The organism is Chromatocurvus halotolerans (assembly GCF_004340525.1).
Lineage (GTDB): Bacteria > Pseudomonadota > Gammaproteobacteria > Pseudomonadales > Halieaceae > Chromatocurvus > Chromatocurvus halotolerans.
Genome location: NZ_SLWX01000006.1, coordinates 26,216 through 45,904, shown reverse-complemented (window position 1 = coordinate 45,904; position 19,689 = coordinate 26,216). Strand labels below are relative to the sequence as shown.

The 19,689-nt window shown below is 62.1% G+C and carries 16 protein-coding genes; 4 read left to right on the top strand and 12 right to left on the bottom strand.

Features of this window, described 5'->3' with window-relative positions; translation table 11 throughout:
• Positions 1 to 86: 86 nt before the first annotated feature.
• On the top strand, positions 87 to 2,789 hold the full coding sequence (locus EV688_RS08660; protein ID WP_117316043.1) for a M14 metallopeptidase family protein: 2,703 nt from the start codon (positions 87 to 89) through the stop codon (positions 2,787 to 2,789).
• Here EV688_RS08660 and modC read toward each other — a convergent pair.
• From modC to speA, 7 genes are read right to left on the bottom strand one after another with little or no spacing between them, the layout of a single operon-like run.
• The gene (gene modC / locus EV688_RS08655) at positions 2,737 to 3,864 is read right to left on the bottom strand and encodes a molybdenum ABC transporter ATP-binding protein (protein ID WP_117316057.1); all 1,128 of its coding nucleotides are present in this window, start codon (positions 3,862 to 3,864) and stop codon (positions 2,737 to 2,739) included. The two genes, EV688_RS08660 and modC, sit on opposite strands and share 53 nt — an antisense overlap.
• Positions 3,855 to 4,532, bottom strand: coding sequence for a molybdate ABC transporter permease subunit (modB, locus tag EV688_RS08650; RefSeq protein ID WP_117316058.1), 678 nt, complete (start codon positions 4,530 to 4,532; stop codon positions 3,855 to 3,857). Before modB ends, modC begins: the two co-directional genes overlap by 10 nt.
• 13 nt (positions 4,533 to 4,545) lie before the next feature.
• Positions 4,546 to 5,409 (bottom strand): molybdate ABC transporter substrate-binding protein, encoded by an 864-nt coding sequence (gene modA, locus EV688_RS08645; RefSeq protein ID WP_117316061.1) that lies wholly within the window; start codon positions 5,407 to 5,409, stop codon positions 4,546 to 4,548.
• A complete protein-coding gene (gene speB, locus EV688_RS08640) occupies positions 5,390 to 6,283 on the bottom strand; it encodes an agmatinase (protein WP_117316063.1) in 894 nt (297 codons plus the stop codon). The genes modA and speB overlap by 20 nt, the downstream gene beginning before the upstream one ends.
• The gene (gene nspC, locus EV688_RS08635) at positions 6,280 to 7,443 is read right to left on the bottom strand and encodes a carboxynorspermidine decarboxylase (RefSeq protein ID WP_205686554.1); all 1,164 of its coding nucleotides are present in this window, start codon (positions 7,441 to 7,443) and stop codon (positions 6,280 to 6,282) included. The genes speB and nspC overlap by 4 nt, the downstream gene beginning before the upstream one ends.
• 4 nt (positions 7,444 to 7,447) lie before the next feature.
• Positions 7,448 to 8,647 carry a saccharopine dehydrogenase family protein gene (locus EV688_RS08630; protein WP_117316067.1) on the bottom strand — a complete coding sequence of 400 codons (1,200 nt, stop codon included), beginning with the start codon at positions 8,645 to 8,647 and terminating at the stop codon, positions 7,448 to 7,450.
• Between the two features lie 36 nt (positions 8,648 to 8,683).
• Positions 8,684 to 10,621 carry a biosynthetic arginine decarboxylase gene (gene speA / locus EV688_RS08625; protein WP_117316069.1) on the bottom strand — a complete coding sequence of 646 codons (1,938 nt, stop codon included), beginning with the start codon at positions 10,619 to 10,621 and terminating at the stop codon, positions 8,684 to 8,686.
• 227 nt (positions 10,622 to 10,848) lie between these two features.
• Between speA and EV688_RS08620 the strand changes: the two genes are divergently transcribed.
• Positions 10,849 to 11,355, top strand: coding sequence for a hypothetical protein (locus tag EV688_RS08620; protein ID WP_117316071.1), 507 nt, complete (start codon positions 10,849 to 10,851; stop codon positions 11,353 to 11,355).
• Positions 11,356 to 11,381: 26 nt separating this feature from the next.
• Here the strand turns inward: EV688_RS08620 and EV688_RS08615 are convergent, their stop codons facing one another.
• Positions 11,382 to 12,755, bottom strand: coding sequence for a sigma-54-dependent transcriptional regulator (locus EV688_RS08615; protein WP_117316073.1), 1,374 nt, complete (start codon positions 12,753 to 12,755; stop codon positions 11,382 to 11,384).
• The gene (locus EV688_RS08610) at positions 12,752 to 14,224 is read right to left on the bottom strand and encodes a sensor histidine kinase (RefSeq protein WP_162883836.1); all 1,473 of its coding nucleotides are present in this window, start codon (positions 14,222 to 14,224) and stop codon (positions 12,752 to 12,754) included. Before EV688_RS08610 ends, EV688_RS08615 begins: the two co-directional genes overlap by 4 nt.
• Before the next feature lie 225 nt (positions 14,225 to 14,449).
• Between EV688_RS08610 and EV688_RS08605 the strand changes: the two genes are divergently transcribed.
• Positions 14,450 to 14,830 carry a DUF4168 domain-containing protein gene (locus tag EV688_RS08605; RefSeq protein ID WP_162883837.1) on the top strand — a complete coding sequence of 127 codons (381 nt, stop codon included), beginning with the start codon at positions 14,450 to 14,452 and terminating at the stop codon, positions 14,828 to 14,830.
• A 162-nt stretch (positions 14,831 to 14,992) separates the two neighbouring features.
• Here the strand turns inward: EV688_RS08605 and EV688_RS08600 are convergent, their stop codons facing one another.
• Positions 14,993 to 16,228 (bottom strand): NAD-binding protein, encoded by a 1,236-nt coding sequence (locus EV688_RS08600; protein WP_117316079.1) that lies wholly within the window; start codon positions 16,226 to 16,228, stop codon positions 14,993 to 14,995.
• 87 nt (positions 16,229 to 16,315) lie between these two features.
• Positions 16,316 to 18,016 carry an aminotransferase class V-fold PLP-dependent enzyme gene (locus EV688_RS08595; RefSeq protein WP_117316081.1) on the bottom strand — a complete coding sequence of 567 codons (1,701 nt, stop codon included), beginning with the start codon at positions 18,014 to 18,016 and terminating at the stop codon, positions 16,316 to 16,318.
• A 205-nt stretch (positions 18,017 to 18,221) separates the two neighbouring features.
• On the opposite strand from EV688_RS08595, the gene EV688_RS08590 reads away from it, so the two are divergent.
• Positions 18,222 to 18,686: an Lrp/AsnC family transcriptional regulator gene (locus EV688_RS08590; RefSeq protein WP_117316083.1), complete on the top strand. Its 465-nt coding sequence runs from the start codon at positions 18,222 to 18,224 to the stop codon at positions 18,684 to 18,686.
• A gap of 44 nt (positions 18,687 to 18,730) precedes the next feature.
• On the opposite strand, the gene EV688_RS08585 is transcribed toward EV688_RS08590, so the two are convergent.
• Positions 18,731 to 19,648 (bottom strand): hypothetical protein, encoded by a 918-nt coding sequence (locus EV688_RS08585; RefSeq protein WP_117316085.1) that lies wholly within the window; start codon positions 19,646 to 19,648, stop codon positions 18,731 to 18,733.
• Positions 19,649 to 19,689: the final 41 nt, after the last annotated feature.

Sequence of the window (19,689 nt, the reverse complement as noted above, 5' to 3'; positions counted from 1 at the left end):
CCGATGGGGTCAGGTCCGGGAGGACCTGACACCGGTAGGTGTTGTATCCTCGAGGCATCGTTACCTGTTGTGTGAGGTCTTTGTCTGTGTCAAGCCGTGTTGCACGTTATTCGTTTATTCTCGTTTTCCTCCCGTTTATCCTCTGTCATCCCGTGTTTGCCGAGTCCCTGTGGCCGGCGCCCGAAGTCTCTTATCGCAGTGACATTCCCAGTGTGGAATCGGTCCTCGACTATCCTTCCGGGCATCACATCACCTGGTCTGCCGATGTCACGCGTTATTTCGAGGCGCTGCAGGAGGCCGCACCGCAGAGTGTGAAACTGGTGCCCTACGCCACCTCCTGGGAAGGGCGCGAGCTTTTCTACGCCGTGATCAGTGCGCCAGAGAACATGCAGCGTCTTGAAGAGATCCGCGCAAACATGCACCGCCTGCGCGACCCTCGCAGCACCAGCGCCGTCGAGGCGTCAGCCATTGCCGGGAATACCCCGGCGGTGACCTGGCTTGCCTACGGTGTGCACGGTAACGAGATTTCTTCCAGTGATGCCGCCATGGCGACGGCCTATCACCTGCTTGCCAGCAAGGGCGATGCGCGGGTGGCATCCATTCTTGAAAACAGCGTGGTCATTATCGCGCCGGTACAGAATCCCGATGGTCGTGATCGCTTCATCGCGCGCTATATGACGGCACGCGGTCTGCAGCCCGACGCCGATCCGCTGTCCGCCGAGCACAATGAGCCCTGGCCCAGTGGGCGTACCAATCATTACCTGTTCGACCTCAATCGCGACTGGTTCATCCGCACGCAGCCGGAGACACGCGGTCACGCCGATGCGGTTCTCGAGTGGCTTCCGGTGGCTTTTGTCGATCTGCACGAGATGGGCTCCAACTCCACCTACTTTTTCGCGCCGGAGGCAGAACCTTACAATCCCCACCTCGTTGCCGGGCAGCGCAGCAATCTGGAGCGCTTCGGCAGAAACAACGCGAAATGGTTTGATCGTTTCGGCGTCGATTATTTCACCCGCGAGGTGTTTGACGCCTTTTATCCTGGCTATGGCGCCAGCTGGCCCTCGTATTTTGGCAGCACCGCCATGACCTATGAGCAGGCCTCGGCCCGCGGTCAGGTGGTGCGTCGCGACGACGGTGAATTGATGACTTTTCGCGATACGGTGCGCAATCACATGGTCACCTCCCTGGCCACGGCAGAAACGGTGGCCACGAACCGCGAGCAGCTGCTGACGGATTTTTACGAGTACCAGGTAACGGCGGTGCGCGAAGGCAGGAGCGGCAGCATTCGCTCCTATATCCTGCCGCCCCAGGATGACCAGGCCGGCGTTGATCGCCTGGCCTCACTGTTGGTGGCTCAGGGTGTTGAGGTTGGCCGTGCCGAGGTCGGGTTCAGCGCCTGTGGGCGCCGCTATCCCCGCGACAGCATCGTGATCGATCTTGCCCAGCCGGCGAAACGGCTCGTCAGAACGCTGATGGACGCGCAGGTGGAGATGCCCGAGGAGTTCATCGCCGAGCAGGAGCGCCTGCAGGACAAGCGCCTGCCCGATGTCATCTATGATGTCACCGCCTGGTCGCTGCCACTGATGCTGAATGTTCAGGCCGATGCCTGTGAGCAATCTGTTGTTGCTGCCACGCGTGCGGTGGGCGTTGAGCCTCCTCCCGGCGCGGTGGCGGGCGGTCCGGCGTCAGTGGCGTACCTGGTGCCCTGGGGTTCACGCCCCGCCATCCGCTTCCTGAGCGCTGCACTGCAGGCGGGAATGCTCGTCAACAGCGCCGACGAGGCCTTCGTGATCAAAGATCGCGAGTACCCGGGCGGCACGCTTATACTGCCGGTCCGCGATGATGCGGAGTCACTGCATGCGCAGGTCGCCAGTCTGGCGGAGCAGACCGGAGCGCAGGTCATTGGCCTGGATACCAGCTGGGTGACCGAGGGTCCGAGCTTTGGCAGTCGCAAGGTTGTTCGCATGCTGCCGCCGCGAGTGGCGATCGCCTGGGATGTACCGACCCGGGCCTATGCTGCGGGCAACACGCGTTTCGTGATTGAGCGACAGTTCGATTATCCGGTAACGGCCATACGGACCGCCGACCTGGCATCCGCCGACCTCTCGCGCTACCAGGTGCTGGTCCTGCCCGAAACCGGCAGCGCCGGTTATGCCGGTGTGCTGGGTGAGTCCGGGCGCGACAGTCTGCGTCGCTGGGTGGAGCGTGGCGGCGTACTGCTGACGCTGGGTAATGCGACGCGCCTCGCAGCCGATCCCGCGGCGGATATGCTGGCAATCCGTCGCGAGCATGCCGCACTGCCTGGCGCCGACGCGGACGGTAACCCGGCAGCCGAGGACCCTGCCCCGGCCGTGGTACCCGGCACGAACCTGGACGAACCCGCCTATGCCGAAGCCATCAGGCCCCGGGAGGTGGATCCGGAGAGTCTCGGTGGTGCGCTGCTGCAGGCCACCGTCGACCCGGACCACTGGCTGGGTGCGGGCGTTGCCCGCGAACTGCAGGTGCTTGCCCGCGGCAGCGATATCTACACGCCGATACGTCTCGACAAGGGCGTGAACGTTGCGCGCTTCGCCGGACCCGATACGCTGCTGGCCAGCGGCCATGTCTGGCCGGCGAATCGCAGGCAGCTGGCTTACAAGCCCTTTGTCGTGGCACAGCCGGTGGGGGCGGGCTTCGTGATCGCTTTCACTCAGGATCCCACCGTCCGTGCCTATCTCGACGGGCTCAACACGCTGTTCATGAACGCAATATTCCGGGCTGCTGCGCATGCGAGGCCGGTAGTCCGCTGACAACTGCGCGCGTGGAGGCAAGAGACTTGATAATGGCGTAGCACTCCACGCCCGTGACGATGCCCAGCGTTGCGACGGAGCGTCGGGTGATTCGCGCCAGTAGTCGATCTTCACCCATCTGCAGCTCCACGAGGACCGCCGTGTCGCCGGCGCCGTGTATCTGTCCGACGCGGGCGGGCAGCACATTGAGTGCCGAAAGCCCCCGGGGACGCTGTCGCGACAGGATAATGTCCTGTGCATGCACCCGCAGCCGCAGGTGTGTGCCCGGTGCGGCCTCCAGTCGTGGCATCAGCAACACACCCGCGTCGCAGCGCAGGCGCGTCAGCCCGTCTGCTTCCTGATCCTCGATGACCGCGCGCAGCAGGCCACCTGCTTCCGCGTCATCGAATAATGCGCGGGTGCCGGCAGCGGCGATAAGCTCTGCGACGCGGCCACTGTGTACGGCCTGACCGCCGTCCATAACCAGCAGGCGGTCCGCGAGCAGCTGGGCCTCGTCCAGGTCATGGGTCACCAGCACCACGGGTATGTTCAGGTCGCGCCGAAGATCGCTGATCGCTCGATACAGCTGCTCCCGTGTTGCGGGGTCAGACGCGGAGAAGGGTTCATCCAGCAGCAGCACTTTCGGCTCGCGAGCCAGGGCGCGGGCCAGCGCGACACGCTGGCGCTGGCCACCTGACAGGGTCCCGGGAAGACTGTCGGCACAGTGATCCAGGTGTACCGCCGCCAGCCAGCCTAGCGCGCGTCGATCACGCTCGACCCGCCGCATCCGCCTCAGGGATGTCGCGACATTCTGCAAGGCCGTCATGTGCGGAAACAGCGCGTAGGACTGGAAGACCTTGCCCAGTCGCCGCCTGCAGACCGGGAGATGGATTCGCCGCGATGTGTCCGACCAGACGGCACTGCCGACGGTGACAAGCGCTTCGGTCGGCGTGTGCAGACCCGCAATGCTACGCAGGATGGACGACTTGCCGGCGCCGGACGGGCCGGTGATTGCAAGGAATTCACCGCATTCCACCCGGAAGTCGACCTGCAGCGGAATCGGTGACCGGGCGCTGAGCCTGACGGTCAGCGCCATGCCATCACCCTTCGGTCCAGGCGCCGCGTGAGCATAAATGTGAGGGAGAGTGTCAGCAGTGACACCGCCATCAGTACCGCGGACATGGTCCCCGCCGACTCCAGGTCAAAGGCCTGCACGCGGTCATAGATGGCAATCGCCATGGTCTGCGTCTCTCCCGGAATCGCGCCGCCGACCATCAGCACTACGCCGAATTCCCCCAGCGTGTGGGCAAACACCAGCACGACCGCAGTCAGTATCCCTGGCCAGGCGAGCGGCAGTTCCACGGCTGTCAGCGAGCGCAGTGGCGACATGCCGTTGCAGGCTGCAGCCTCACGCAGATCCAGCGCCACGCCCTCGAAGGCGCGCTGTACTGGCTGCACCGCAAACGGCAGGTTGACAAGCACGGACGCAAGCAGAAGGCCCTCGAAACTGAACACAAGCGGACCGCCGAAGGTGGATTGCCACCACTGCCCCAGTGGCGAACTGGCGCCCAGCGTTACCAGCAGGTAAAAACCCAGCACGGAGGGTGGAAGAACCAGCGGCAGGGCGATGGCGGCTTCGGCAAGCCCCTTGCCATGGAATGACCGATAGGCCAGAAAGCGCCCGCAGGCAACAGCCAGCGGCACCAGAATGATAACGGTGAGGCCGGCAAGGCGCAGAGACAGCCAGAGTGCGGTCCAGTCCACGCTGCGTGCCCCACTAGGCCCCGTCGGTCGGCAGGGAGAAACCATAGCGCCGCAGTACCTCGCGTGCCGGGCTTTCCTGCAGATAGTCGTAGAAGGCATGCGCGCCGTCGGTCGCGCCGCGCAGTAGCACCATCCGCTGTTTCAGTGGCCGGTGCCAGTCAGCCGGAATCAGGGTGCTGTCAGCGCGCGCCGCAATACGGGGTGCCAGGGCCAGCGACCAGGCAATGAGGCCGCCGACGGTACTGCCCGACAGGGCGAACTGGGCTGCCTGGCTTACGTTTTCGCCCAGAACCAGCTGCGGCTGCAGTGCCTCCCAGAGTCCCTGGTGCTCCAGCACGTCCCTGGCGCGCTCGCCGTAGGGCGCGTGGGCGGGATTGGCGATGGCAAAGCGCTGCAAAGGACTGGCCGCGAGCCGGGCACGCACATCTGTCAGTGTGGGTGTTGGCGTGAGCGAGCTTCCGCGGGGAACTACCAGCGCGAGCCTGCCGATAGCGTAGAGGGTTCCGGCACCCTCTGTCAGCCGGTCCGACGCCAGCGCATCGACATAGCGTTCATCGGCGGCGAGGAAGAGATGGAAGGGCGCCCCGTTTCGAATCTGGTGGGCAAAGTTGCCGGTCGAGCCGTAGGTGATGCGCAAGCGATAGCCGGACTCGCGCTGAAACCCATCGGCGATGTCATCCAGGGCAAACCTGAGGTCTGATGCTGCAGCAACCCGCACGGGCTGTTGATCCGGGGCCTGCGCCGATACCTGCGCAGACAGCGCCAGGGCCAGACAAAGGCCGAGCACCCGGAAAAGCGCAGTGCCTGTGGCGCGCAGATAACGGTTCCAGCACCCGGACAGCGCGCTGCCGGCGGTGTCAATCCGGCAGGTGGCCATGGCGTTCGCAGATGCCCAGCATCTTGTAGGCGAGCAATGCCGCGGCAAAATCATAGGCGTGAAAGCCGGGAATGGGCGAGAACTCCATGATATCGAACCCGATGATCTGCCTCTGCGCGGCCACCGACTCGAACAGCCCCAACGATTGGTACCAGCCCAGGCCGCCCGGCACTGGTGTCCCGGTAGACGGGAAGACGGAAGGGTCCATGCCGTCGATATCCAGGGTAAAGAATACCTTCGCAGGGAAATCATCGGGGAGTGTCAGGCTGCTGATGTTGTTGGGGACGAGTTCCTCGGCATCGAGGTGGTGTACGCCGTGCGCCAGGCGCGCATCGCGTTCCTCTTCACAGAACGCGCGCACACCCAGAGAGAAAATGGGAATGCCAAGGTCCACGGCTCGCTTCATGACGGATGCGTGGCTCAGAGGGTCGCCTTCGTAGGCATCCCGAAGGTCGGCGTGGGCATCGATCTGGACGATGCCGAAATCATCGAAGCCGGCATCCCGCAGTCCTTTGAGAACGCCGCCGGTCACGGTGTGCTCACCGCCGAGGACAACCGGGAATGCACCGTGACGCACGATGGCAGCGGTCGCAGCGGCGATGCTGGCGATCACGCTATCCGCATCACCACTGCAGTCGATGGGGTCGCAGGTATGGATGCCGCGTTCGCAGGGGCTGCTGTGCCCGTCCCAGGTTTCCAGCTGCCACGATGCATCGAGTATGGCCGAGGGGCCGTTACGGGTGCCGCCGCCGTAGGAGACAGTTTTTTCGTAGGGGACGGGTAAAACATGTACCGCTGCGCGGGCGGGATCCCCCTGCTCGATTTCCGAGCCTAGGAAATGCGGATAGTCAGGCGGTTGGCTGGTGGCGCTCATGACAGACGTTCCCTGAAGTCAGTGTATTCGAAGGTCTTCACCACCCGCAGGTCGCCGGTAGCGGAGTTCCAGATGGCGATCGCTGGCAGACGTGTACCATTGAAAGTTGTGGTCTTGACCATGGTGTAGTGGGCCATGTCCTCGAACAGCAGTCGCTGACCCACCCGCAGCGGCTGGGCGAAGCTGTAGTCGCCCATCACGTCACCCGCCAGACAGGTGAGGCCGCCAATACGGTAGGTGTAGGCCAGTACCCCGGGCATGTCAGCTTCGCTGATGTCAGCGCGGTAGGGCATCTCCAGCGTGTCCGGCATGTGGCAGGTAGCGGAACAGTCGACAATGGCGTGGTGCATACCGGACTGCATGACATCGAGAACCTCGGTCACCAGCACGCCGCTGCCGATGGCAACGGCTTCGCCTGGCTCCAGATAGACCTGACAGTCGTGCCTGTGTGAGAAATCCCGGACCAGGTTCACCAGGCCGTCAATGTCGTAACCCGGTGCGGTAATGTGGTGACCACCGCCGAAATTGACCCAGGACATTTGCGGCAGCCAGCGTGCAAAGCGTTCTTCCACGGCCGCCACGGTTCGCGCCAGCGGCTCGAAGGGTTGCTCACAGAGGGTATGGAAGTGCAGTCCGGAAATACCCTCGAGGGCCTCCACGGTCAGCTCTGCCTCCGGAATGCCAAGGCGTGATCCGGGTGCGCAGGGGTCATAGATCGGGGTCGCCCCCTCGGAATGCTCGGGGTTGATGCGCAGGCCAAACACCAGCTGTGGTCGCTTGCGCTGCGCCGCCAGGCAGCGCTCGCGGAAGCGCAGCCACTGGCTGCAGGAGTTGAATACGACATGATCGGCAAAGGTGAGGATTTCCTCGAGATCCTCCGCACCGAATGCTGCCGAATAGACATGCACTTCGCCGCCGTAATACTCGGCGCCGAGGCGGGCCTCATGCAGGCCGCTGGCGCAGGTTCCCCAGAGTCGATCCCGGTAGAGTGGCGCAAGCGACCACATCGAGAAGGCCTTGAGCGCCGCCAGCACCCTGGCACCGCTGCGCTCGCCAACATCGTGCAGGATATCCAGGTTGCGCCGGATAACCTGTTCATCCACGACATAGCAGGGCGAGGGCAGCGCGCCGGTATCCAGCCTGTCGAAATCGCTCAACAGCACGTCAGTCGTCCAGACTGAAGTCGGTTAGCTCGGTCACCTGCCAGGGCAGGCCATAGTCGTTGAGCCCCTGCATGAAAGGATCGGGATCGAGCTGTTCGATGTTCCACACGCCGGCCCTGCGCCAGGTTCCCTCGAGAATCAGCTTGGCGCCGATCATGGCGGGGACGCCGGTGGTGTAGGAAATGCCCTGTGACTGCACCTCGCGATAGCAATCCTGGTGGTCCTTGATCTGGTACAGGTACATGGTGCGCTCCTTGCCGTCCTTGACGCCTTTCACCACGCAACCGATGCAGGTCTTGCCGTGGGTGCGTGGCCCGAGCGTTGACGGGTCCGGCAGCAGCTGCCTGAGAAACTGGATCGGCACGATCTGCTGGCCCTGGAATTCCACCGGCTCGATACCGGTCATGCCGACATTGCCCAGGACCTCGAGGTGCCTGAGGTAATTTTCCGAGAAGCTCATCCAGAACTGTGCGCGCTTCAGGCTCGGGAAATTCGCGGACAGGGATTCCAGTTCCTCATGGTACATGCGGTAGATCGTGTAGGTGCCCACGTCATCCGGGCAGGTGAAACTGGCCTTTCTCGACATCGCCGGGGTGGTGACGAATTCGCCGTTTTCCCAGTGACGGCACTCCGCCGTGACTTCGCGGATGTTGATTTCCGGGTTGAAGTTGGTGGCGAAGGGGTAGCCGTGATCGCCGCCATTGACGTCGATGATGTCGAGTTCGTGGATCTCGTCAAAATAGTGTTTGGCCAGGTAAGCGGTGAAAACGTTGGTGGCGCCCGGGTCGAAGCCGCTGCCAAGCAGTGCCATGCGGTCGGCCTTTTCAAAGCGCTCACGGTAGGCCCACTGCCAGCTGTATTCGAACTTTGCGGTGTCCAGCGGCTCGTAGTTGGCGGTGTCGAGGTAGTCGACACCGGCGGCGAGGCAGGCATCCATGATGGTCAGGTCCTGATAGGGCAGGGCGACGTTGATCACCAGGGCGGGTTGCTCCGACTCGAGCAACGCCGTCAGTGCCGCAACGTCGTCGGCATCAATCTGTGCCGTGCGAATGGGCCGGTCGATCTGTGCGGCGATAGCCTGGCACTTGGACTCGGTGCGGCTGGCAAGCAGGATGTCGCTGAAGACCTCCGGCAGTTGCGCACATTTGTGAGCAACCACGCCGCCCACGCCGCCCGCGCCAATAATCACGACTTTCGACATACTGTGTCTCCTTGCTTGACTGTCTTCGCGCCGGTTTCAGCGCTCGAAATAGGTATAACCGTTCAGGCTGTCGCGGAAGGCACGCAGCATGTTCTGGCGTTCCTCAACGTTGATGCGACCGTCGCGCACCGCACGCTCCGCCACTTTTCGGAACTGTTCCAGAACGTTCTTGGGTTCATATTCCACGTATGACAGTACATCGGCAATGCTGTCGCCATGAAACTCGCGAACAAACTCGAACGAGCCATCCGGTTCAATGTGCACGCTGACAACTGTGGTGTCGCCGAACAGGTTGTGCAGGTCGCCCAGGGTTTCCTGATAGGCGCCCACCAGGAACACCCCGAGGTAGTATTCGCTGCTTTCGACGAGTGGATGCAGCGGTAGCGTGCTGTGTGTGTCTCCCAGATAGGAAAAGCGATCTATCTTGCCGTCGCAGTCACAGGTAATGTCGGCGATGACTGCCTGTCGTTCCGGCTTCTCGTCCAGCCGATGGATAGGCATGATGGGAAACAGCTGGTCTATGGCCCAGATGTCCGGCAGAGACTGGAACAGACTGAAGTTGCCATAGTAGATATCGGCGAGCATCACCGGGAGGTCGCTCAGCTCAGGCGATACCCGGCGCGCTTCGGGCAGCAGGGCGGCGACTCTCTCAAAGATGCCCAGTGCATAATTTTCCGCCAGCGCCCGCTCGCGCAGCGACGCCATCCCGCGGTGAAACATTTCACGCAGTTCATCGCGATAGTAGATGGCATCGTTATAGCACTCCTGGAGGTTGTCGACGTGGACATTGTCCAGCACGCTGTGCAGATTGACGATGAGATCATGCGCGTCATCGTCAAGTGTTGCCGGCAGCTGCCCCGGCCGGTGGTCACGTACATCGAGAACGTTGAACAGCAGCATGGAGGAATAGGCGACGAGCGCCCGGCCTGACTCCGAGACCAGTACCGGATGGGGAATGCCCTCGGCGTCCAGGGATTCCTGCAGTGTTTCAATAATGTTGATGCAGTACTCGTCGAGACCGTAGTTCATGCTGTGGGTCTCGTTGCTGCGCAGGCCCTGGTAGTCCACGGCGAGGCCACCGCCAACGTCGAGGAACCCCATGGGCGCGCCCTCGGCGACCATGCCCGCGTAGAAACGGCAGGCTTCCAGTACCCCCGAACGTATATTGCGGATATTCGGTATCTGGGAGCCCAGGTGGCAGTGCAGCAACTGCAGGCAGTGCAGCATCTCATGCTGTTTCAGGGTTTCGATCACGCTGATCAGCGAATCCGTGGACAGCCCAAAGATGGAGCGGTCGCCGCTGTCCTCGTTCCAGTGACCTTCTACCATTGAGGCCAGGCGGATGCGGGTGCCGATCAGTGGGTCGATTCCCAGGCGTTTGCTGCACTCGATCACGATATCCAGCTCTGAACGGGTTTCCAGCACGAAGAAGCACTGTATGCCGATCTGGCGGGCGTACAGGCCCAGCTCGACGAATTCCCGATCCTTGTAGCCATTGCAGATGATCAGGCTGTCGTAGTCGCGCAACTGGCTCATTGCGATGATCAGCTCGGCCTTGCTCCCCGCCTCCAGTCCGTGGTGATAGCGCTGGCCAAAGTCGGCAATTTCCTCAATCACGTGGCATTGCTGGTTGACCTTGATCGGGAAGACGCCACGGTAGTGGTTGTTGTAGCCGCTGCTGTCGATCGCGCGCTGGAACGCCGTATTGATTTCGCTGATGCGGTGGTCCAGCAGGTTCTCGATGCGCAGCACCACCGGCATCTCGAGTCCGCGCAGCTGCATGGCCTCGACCAGGTCGACGATCGGCACGCTGATTTCCTGGCCCGGCACCTGCACCCGCAGCCTGCCCGCATCGTCAACGTTGAAGTAGTCGGCACCCCAGTCGCCCACGCCGTACAGTGACGCGCTGTCCTGTGCGCTCCATTGCGGTGTTGCGGCCGGCACAAGGGGGGGTATGGATTGACTGTGGGTCATAGCGAGTGGATATCCCATGGGTAATGAGGATGCAGAGTGTGGATACTTAACTCAGACAATGCAAAGTATTGAAAACGTGTATTTTGCGCAACCGCGACGGTGAGGCGCCGGGGCGCCTGCGGACCGGCCGGTGCAAGGGTTTGTGGCGTACTCGGGCGCGGGAGTGCATCCATGGACGCCCGCTTTTGCGTATCATGGCCAGTCTCGGGAACGGAGATCGGGTTGACATGCGGCGCACACTGAAATTTCTCCATACGCTGGGAGCCATTGGCCTTACCGGCGCACTGGCTGCACAGATCGTGCTGTTGTCACAGCTTCCGGCGCCAGAATCCCTGGCCGAGTACGCCGCGCTGCGCGGTGCCATGGGAACACTGGCCGAGTGGATATTGCTGCCATCTCTCGGTATCACACTGGTCAGCGGCCTGTTCGCCATGTCCATCACGCCCGCGTTTCATAACGCGGGCTGGGCCTGGCTGAAGCTCCTGCTGGGTGTGTCCATGTTTGAGGGCACCCTGATCACGGTCCAGGGTCCGGCACAAAAGGAAGCGGAACTCAGTGCCCGGGCGCTGGCCGGAGACATTGATCCGGCGTTGCTGGGGCAGGCAATGCAGGCGGAGTGGAACTCGGTCTGGGTGGTGCTGGCAATTGCCATCGTGAATGTACTGCTTGGCGTCTGGCGTCCGCGTTTCCAGCGTCGGCGTCAACTGCCTCGGCGCGTTGCCGATGATGGCTGAGGCTCGCCGCCGCCCGGTGCTCCCGGTCAATCCCGGGCCAGCCAGCGGTAAAGCGTGCTTCGGGTGACCCCCAGTATCGCCGCCGCCTGCTGTTTGTTGCCGTCGGTTCTGTCGAGCACCTGGCGCGCGTAGCGGCGCTGCAGAACCTCGAGCGTTGGAAGGTCATCGAACAGGCGCTCGTTGCCGGTTTCCCGCTCATTCGAAGGGTGCCCAAGTGACACCTGCCCGGGGTTTTCCAGTATTCGCGCCGGCAGATCCCCGACGCTGATCAGAGCGCCCTGGCAGAAGGCGACCGCGCGCTCGATGACATTCGACAGCTCCCGGACGTTGCCTGGAAAGGTATAGACGTTCAGTGCCTCGAGTGCGGCGGCATCAAAGCCATCGATGTCGCGGCCTGTGGTGCTCGCGTGCTGGCGCAAAAACAGAGAGGCGAGCAGCTCCACATCGCCCTGTCTTTCGCGCAGCGGTGGCACCTCGAGCTTGAAGGTTTCCAGGCGGTAATACAGATCCTCGCGGAACTCCCCGGATGTCACCAGCTCTTCGACGTTGCGATGGGTCGCAGCGACAACCCGGACATCCACATCCTGTTCCCCGGAAGCGCCGATCGAGCGCACGCTGCCTTCCTGAAGCACGCGCAATAGCTTGGCCTGCAGCGTCAGAGGCATTTCGCCGATCTCATCGAGCAGCAGTGTGCCGCCGCTGGCCTGCCGGAAAATGCCGGCGTGTTTTTTCTTGGCATCGGTAAAGGCGCCCGCTTCATGGCCGAAGAGCTCGCTCTCGATCAGCTCTCCGGGAATGCCGGCGCAGTTGATCGCGACAAAGGGTCCGTCCCGGCGTTCGCTCTGGGCATGCAGGCTGCGCGCAACCAGCTCCTTTCCCGTCCCGCTTTCACCGGTGATCAGCACGGGCCCGTCCGTGGCCGCAATGACCGTGATCTGCTCGCGAAGCCGCTGGATCTGTGCGCTGCTGCCGGCGATGCCGTGGTTGTCCTTGCTCTGTATGGCCTGCTTCAGGCGCGCGTAGTCACGGCGCAGGAATGACTGTTCGATGAGCCGGTCGACGCTGAGCAGGAAATGGTCCATTTCCAGGGGCTTGGTCAGAAAGTCATCGGCACCCTGCTTCAGCGCAGCGACAGCATCGCTGACGCTGCCGAAGGCGGTAATCACCAGGCATGCCGGGCGCGGCTCGGCCTGCCGGGCTGTCTCCAGCACGTCGTGCCCGGTACCGTCCGGCAGGCGCAGATCGGTTACCACCAGGTCGAAGTCATTCTCCGTCAGCTGTTGTCGCGCGGCGTCGACCGAAGTCACCTGATCCACCAGGTAGCCTTCGGCATCCAGCTCGTCGCGGATCAGACGCAGCAGGGCTGCATCATCCTCGACCAGTAAAATCCGCCGCTTCATCGATTATCCTCACTGTCCGTGGATGGAAATACCAGCTCGAATATCGCGCCGCGGCTGCCGCGAGAGTAGCCCACATTGCCGCCGTGCTCCTGCATGATGTTGCTGACAATGGCCAGTCCCAGGCCCGATCCACTGCCCGTGGGTTCGCGCGAGAAAAAAGGTTTGAAGATTTCCTGCTCGTCGTCAGTGGTGACGCCGGGGCCGTCATCCTCGACGCGCACGACAGCGTTGCCGCCCCGGCGTTCCACCGTCACCGAGACTGACGACTGAGCGTGGCGCTGCGCGTTGCGAACAATGTTTGCAACGGCCATTTCAATGCGCACCCTGTCGCCCTGGATTATCGCCTGGCTTTTGCAGGTCAGCTCGGGTTGAGGCGCATCTGCCGCGCTTCCCTGACAGACTCTCTCGACAAGGTTGGCCAGCTCAATCGCATCGTGGCCAGAGTTCTCCCGTCGCGCGTAGCTCAGAAGCTGCCGCACAATGTTTCCCATGCGCTGCACCTGCTGACGGACTTCCTGCATGGCGCCTGTGGTGCCGGGCGCATCAGGCCGGCGCTCCATCTGCCGCACGCGACCGTCAATGACGGTCAGCGGCGCGCCCAGTTCGTGCGCCAGGCCCTCCGCGACGCGACCGATTTCAGCAGCGCGCTCGGACTGGTCCAGTCGCCGCTGCAGTGCCCGCTCTTCATTCTGCTTTGCCGCGAGCGCTATTTCCGCTTCCCGGGTTGCGCGTGCCATGCTGTTGAGGCTGTTCCCGATATCCGCAAATTCCCGGGGCGCGCGGATGGCCAGCTTCAGCTCACGCTCACCTCGGGCGAAGGCATCGATGGACGTCAGAAGCATGGCCACGCGGGTGCCTATCAGTCGTCGGTATAGCTGAAGGGTAATGACGATGGCGGCGAAAACCGCGAAAAACCACAGGGACCATGCCGTGAGGTGCAGCCGCTTCAAAGCATCGGTGATTTCCTGGCGCTGTCGTGTCATCTGCAGCAGGCCCTGGATGCGACCGTCGCGGTCCAGTAGCGGCGTGAAGTAGGCGTAGACTGTCTGCCCGTCAACCTCACGATAACCCCCCTCGTCCTGCCCGCTCGAGACCACGCCCGACGCGGCTAGGCTGCCGCGCAGCGTATTGTCCGCGGTTCCGGCCGCCACCAGCAGTTCGCCGCCGACATTATAGACTGCCACGCCGTAGACCCGGCGGATGCTGAAGAGTGAGTCAAGGCTATTGCGGATGCCGTGTATGTCGCTCTCGACGAGTCGTGTGCTGATCGAGGGGGCGACGGCGCGGGCGATCAGCTCGATTTCGCCCTGCAGGCGCGCCTCCAGCGAACGCTCCGCCCAGAGAGCGACGACCAGAACGAGAGCCGCCGACAGCAGAGCGATGGGCGCGAGGATACCGAGCAGCATGGCGCGTCGCAGGTCATAGGTGTCGCTGTGTGTACCGGTCTCTCCAGCCGTTATATCAGCCAAGCTGCTGCCTCCCCTGTCGACGGTGGGGGCGACAGAAGCCTTTCGGGGAGTGTTGCAAAATGTGTGTCTTAAAATCATCCATACGTATCACCATGATACATAAATCGTGGGGCCTGGTTATGAAAAGTTCAGTCATACCGGAGTTTTTACAGTTGGCACGTCGCTTGCTTCCTCTACGGTGAGCAGTGAAAACTGCGTTTTGTCAGACCAGAAGGAGAGATGAGTATGTTGGTATCAGATCTTGTGAAAACCGCAGAAATTGCAGCTGGCGCAACGCGCCGCATTTTTTCGGCAGCATTGGTTGCCCTGGCGCTCGTGACTGCGGGTAACGCGGTCGCGCAGCAGCAGGGTGGTGAAGTGACGGACCAGAAGTTGGGGCAATTCATGGTTGCCATGGCTTCCGTGCAGGATGTGCAGGAGGAATACGCAGGCGAGATACAGTCCACGTCCGATGGCGAAAAGGCGCAGGAACTTCGCCAGGAAGCGCAGAACAAGATGATTTCTGCAGTCGAGGACAGCGGACTCACGGTACCGCAGTACAACATGATTGCAGAGCGTATGCGCACGGATCCCGAGCTCGCGGAACGTGCGGAGGACATGCAGTAAGCAGAGGCTTGTCTCGCCATCCGCTGCACGCGCCCGCCCGGGCTGGCAGCGGCGGATGGTCGACAGCTTCTTCCTTACCCGCCATGGCGGTCATTGTCTCCTGATGGGGGCAATGACCGTCTCCGCCGGCCCCGCCTTTCTCAAATTCCCCCGTTATTCGTCTTACACCCAGTGTTCAGGAATATTGCGTTCTACCAGCTCGTGAATGCTGACCGTGATAATGTTGTGCTCTTTACCCACTTCCTCGGCAAACAGCGACGCCTTGCTGCTGCGGGCAATAATCATGGCGTTGGGGTAGCCGCGACGCAGCCAGATGGCTGTTCGCAGATTATCCTCTTCATTGCCGGTGCCGAGAATGAAAACCACGTTCCTGGCGTCACCGGAGATATGCACGGCATCGCGCAGGCGCTGCCACACCGCGGGATGCGAGATATCACCCTCCAGCACTTCGCGCCGGTAGCCGGACGAAAACGTCATCTGTTCTTCGGCAACCAGGACGCGACGCACGGCATCCCTCTCGATGATCGCGACCGTTTCCAGCTCCCGCAGGGCGTGCGCCTGCAGCTGTTCGATGATGGTCTGGCCGAAACGGCCGAAGCCCGACAGCACCACAATATCGCGCCCGCTGGTGTCCAGAAAACGCTGCATCAGATGTTCCCGCACGAGACCCGATGCGGCGAGATGGTAGGAGTTGAAGATCTCGCAGCGCTTGGCAACGTCGGTGTGCTGCATCGCGCGCATGAAGCGAAGGTTCGCGCAGTGCATCACGATGCGTTTGCCAATTCCGGGAACCATGCGCTGCATGATGCTGGCGGCTTCGTAACTGCGCAGGCTGTTGTCCGACAGCAGGACGATGCGGCGTGCCCGCTTGACGCGCAGCTGCTTCAGGCAGAATTCGTGTGTGATGTCGCCGGTGATAACAATCGCATCATAGGTTTCGCGCAACTCATCGGCGATCGAGGCTTCTGGCTCCTGGCGCGAGACAATAATCACCGGCACGCTGCGGTCACGCTGCCGCAGCACACGGAGATAGCTCATTGCCAGCTCTCCCGTGCCGATGACGACGATGTGATGGCGCAGGCGACGCATGTGCAGGTTGTGCGGTGACAGAACGCGCAGCAAAACATCAATCAGCGTTGTCGCTGCGAGTATCGGTGAGCCGAAATAGGCGAGCCAGAGCAGAGCCCTGCTAAGGGCCGGTCCGCCTTCCGGCGTGCCCAGCTCAACGCCACCCACCACGAACAGGCTGAGGCTGTAATAGGCCTGCGCCAGCAGGCCCGCATGTGTGACATCCGGTCGCTCGGTGACGGAGGCGCCGGTGGCGAAGGCGATAATTCCGCTGGCGAAGAACAGCAGGGCGGCGAGGGTGCGCCAGGAGAATTTGATGCCGCTTGTCATCCCGCCAGTCTACGCAATAGTGGCACCTCTACGCATCAGATCTTTTCGCATGGCTTCCGGACAGACAGGCCGGGTGTAGAGTGGTGTTCAGACTGCCGCCGGCGTCTGTCGGGACAGGTCTTCAGCGATGGTGAACCAGCGCTCGGGATCATCGCAGTCAATCCTGCGCGGTGAATCTGCGGCTGCCGCTGTGTGTCCTGCAGCACTTGCCGTTGCCAGAATGTCTCTCGCGTCGGCTATCAGCTGCTCGAAGTCCGGCTCGGACGGCGGCTGCGTGTCGGACCGGGGGGGCTCCTCGAGGAAGTTGATCGCATCAAGGCTGACCGGCAGCTGCGGCGCTACGCCGTGGTAGCGCCACACGCCGGTGCCCGGATCCAGCGCGTAGTGCGGCAGCAGCCGCCAGCCATCGCTGGCAATCAGGCAGATGGCATCCAGCAGATAGTGGAACTCGGCCTCGCTGATGAAGTAGTTGAAATTCAGCCTCACCCAGCCCGGCCGTAGGGCGCTCTCTCCGTTGGCACTGCGCTCCTCCAGAGCCCTCGAGCGCGCCCTATCCAGCCCCAGCAACAGATGGCCATAGGGCCCGGCACAGGAACACCCGCCGCGCGCCTGAATGCCAAAAAGATCGTTGAGCAGGGCTATCACGAAGCCGTAGTGCAGTTCGCGCTCACCACAGAGAAAGCGAAGTGAAACAATGGAAAGACGCCGGGCCTCCGTGCCGCCCAGGATGTCGATCTCCTTGAACGCGGAAAGTCGCTTCAGTGCGGTCTGTATGCGTTCGTGCTCTATGGCTTCAATGGTGTCGGTGCCGACCGTCTGCTGCAGCTTGAACACCAGCCCGGCACGGATGGATTCGACAATCGCCGGCGTTCCGCCTTCCTCCCGGCGTTCCGGGGCATCAATGAAGCGATGGTGCTCGGCGGTCACGTAAGACACCGTGCCGCCACCGACAACCGTCGGCACCGCATTTCTCAGCAGTCTCTTCTTGACGGCGAGTATCCCCGGTGTGCTGGGGCCACCCACAAACTTGTGTGGTGAGAGAAAAACGGCATCGATGTTGTGGTCGCCGGGGTTCATGTCGATGCCCACGTAGGGTCCTGCCGCGGCATAGTCCCAGAATGCCAGCGCGCCATGTGCCTTGAGAATGCGGGTAATGCCGGCAACATCGCTGCGGATGCCGGTGACGTTGGACGCCGCCGAGAAACTGCCGATGCGAAGTGCGCAGTTCCTATATTTCGCGAGCGCGGCTTCCAGGGCTCGCCGGTCAATGTCGCCATGCTCATCGGTGGGAATGCGAACGACCGTCGCGGTTGACTCACGCCAGGGCAGTTCATTGGAGTGGTGCTCGTAGGGGCCGACGAATATGACCGCTTGCTGGGTGTGTTCCGCTGCCTTGGTGTCAGGGTCGCCTGGGGCCGCGGCGGCTTCCCGGGGAGCACACAGGCCAAGCATGTCGATGAGGCGATTGATCGCTGCGGTGGCGCCGGCGCCACAGAAAATCACCGCGTCATCATCGCCGGCATTGATGGCGCTGCGAATCTGTTTGCGTGCGGCCTCACGCAGCGCCGTCGTCTGGGCGCCGGTGAGGGACGCCTCCGTGTGCGTATTGGCGTAGTACGGCAGAACCTGATCGCTCACGATGTGCTCGATGAAGTCGAGGCTGCGACCGGATGCAGTGTAATCGGCATAAACCAGGGGCCGCGTCCCGAAGGGCGTCGTTATCGGGCGATACTGACCGATAACGCTGCGCTGTATACGGTCGATCAGGGTGCGGGATGTTCCGTTCATGGCCGTGCTACCTCCGGGCAGTCATCATCTCAATTATCAGGCCTATAGGATATTTGCGTATCGATGGCAGGTGTGTTCTATTTCTTGCCCTTTAACGGTCTATATCGGGAATAATGGTCGAATACATGGCTTTTACCGGAAAAAACATGTCGCTGATTCTCGGCAGTCGCCCGGCTGATGGTCGCCCCGGATGGGGGATGCACAAATGACGCAGGACACACGGCTGGACGCGGCGGATCTGCGGCTGCTGCGGCAGCTGCAGCGTGACGCTTCCCTGCCGCTGGTGGAGCTGGCGGAATCGGTGAACATGTCGCGTTCGGCTTGCTGGCGACGCCTTCAGAAGTTGCGCGAGAGCCGTATCATCCGGCAGCAGGTCATGCTGCTCAATCCGGCCGCCCTGGGTCTGTCGCTGACCGTTTTCATCTCCGTACGCACCAATCACCATAACGCCGCCTGGAGTCGGCAATTTCGCGAGGTGATTGACAATATTCCCGGTATTCTTGAGGCCTATCGCATGGGTGGCGATGTGGACTATCTGCTCAAGGCGGTGGTCGCTGACATGCCGGATTACGACCGCCTGTATCAGGAACTGATTGCGGCGGATCTGTTTGACGTGAGCGCAGGCTTTGTCATGGAAGAGCTTAAAAATACGACATCATTGCCGTTGTGAGTCGCACCGGATGGGACCGGCGCGACTCACCACCTTGCAAAGGTTTATTTGCCGAAGAGTTTCTTGAAAGCCTTGCCAACGGCTTCTCCGGCTTCTTGCGCCGGGTTGGACGCGTCTTCTTCTGCCTCGCTTTCGCTGGCGTCTTCGTTGCCTCCCAGTTTCTCCATCATCCCGGAAAACAGCCCGCCAACGCCACTGCCGGCGTCCTGGGACTCCTCGCCAGCATCAGCGCCGCCAGCGCTCTGGCTTGCAGCGCCACTGAAGGCTCCCATCAGTCCGCCAAGGTCGTTCATGTCCACGGGTTTTGCCGGGAGTTCAAAGCGCGCTGCCGCCACGGTGTCACCGTCAATCGCGGCAAGTTTCATTTCTGTGCCGTAGCGCAGGATGCCCATGTTCATGTCGCCAAGCCGGTTGCGAAAATCCTCGCTGTTGCGGCGCAGTTCCTCATCCATCGCCTCAGTGCTGGCGCGGATCATCGTGAACAGTGCGTCGCGGAACTCCAGGGCTCTGGCGTCTGAAGACATCACCACCTCCTGGGTGATGTTGTCGCCTTCCTCGCGGGTGGTGATCTCGTAGATCTCCCCATTGATGCCGGCGACGGTTTCGCGGCGTCCGGTTGCCTTGATGGACACCACCTCGGCCGTGGCGCCGGCGGGTGCCGCCTGTTCGGTCATCTTTGCCATATCGGCAAAGCCCTTCATCATTGTGGAGGCATTCACGACCATGGGCTGGCCGTTGTTGTAGGATACCGCGTACAGCGTGTTGTCGCGCACGAGCATGTAGGTGTCCTGCTGAGGCGTATTGAGACGCAGCTTGTTGCCATCGGCATACTCAAACACCATGCGCTCGCCGTTTGGCGACTCGACGGTGGCTGATCCAGCAAGGGCTGTGCTGGCGTATACGAGGGCCAGTGCCGACAAACCGCCCCCCAGAAAAAACGTGCGCGAGTTGGTTGAAATCATGTTGTTATCCCCATCAGGTGTCTGAGTGTGTAATCCTCCCT

Bases quoted from the DNA above. Each gene is read 5' to 3' on its own strand.
- modC (WP_117316057.1), bottom strand. From the start codon at position 3,864: ATGGCGCTGACCGTCAGGCTCAGCGCCCGGTCACCGATTCCGCTGCAG.
- modA (WP_117316061.1), bottom strand. From the start codon at position 5,409: ATGGCCACCTGCCGGATTGACACCGCCGGCAGCGCGCTGTCCGGGTGC.
- speB (WP_117316063.1), bottom strand. From the start codon at position 6,283: ATGAGCGCCACCAGCCAACCGCCTGACTATCCGCATTTCCTAGGCTCG.
- EV688_RS08630 (WP_117316067.1), bottom strand. From the start codon at position 8,647: ATGTCGAAAGTCGTGATTATTGGCGCGGGCGGCGTGGGCGGCGTGGTT.
- speA (WP_117316069.1), bottom strand. From the start codon at position 10,621: ATGACCCACAGTCAATCCATACCCCCCCTTGTGCCGGCCGCAACACCG.
- EV688_RS08620 (WP_117316071.1), top strand. From the start codon at position 10,849: ATGCGGCGCACACTGAAATTTCTCCATACGCTGGGAGCCATTGGCCTT.
- EV688_RS08615 (WP_117316073.1), bottom strand. From the start codon at position 12,755: ATGAAGCGGCGGATTTTACTGGTCGAGGATGATGCAGCCCTGCTGCGT.
- EV688_RS08605 (WP_162883837.1), top strand. From the start codon at position 14,450: ATGTTGGTATCAGATCTTGTGAAAACCGCAGAAATTGCAGCTGGCGCA.
- EV688_RS08600 (WP_117316079.1), bottom strand. From the start codon at position 16,228: ATGACAAGCGGCATCAAATTCTCCTGGCGCACCCTCGCCGCCCTGCTG.
- EV688_RS08595 (WP_117316081.1), bottom strand. From the start codon at position 18,016: ATGAACGGAACATCCCGCACCCTGATCGACCGTATACAGCGCAGCGTT.
- EV688_RS08590 (WP_117316083.1), top strand. From the start codon at position 18,222: ATGACGCAGGACACACGGCTGGACGCGGCGGATCTGCGGCTGCTGCGG.
- EV688_RS08585 (WP_117316085.1), bottom strand. From the start codon at position 19,648: ATGATTTCAACCAACTCGCGCACGTTTTTTCTGGGGGGCGGTTTGTCG.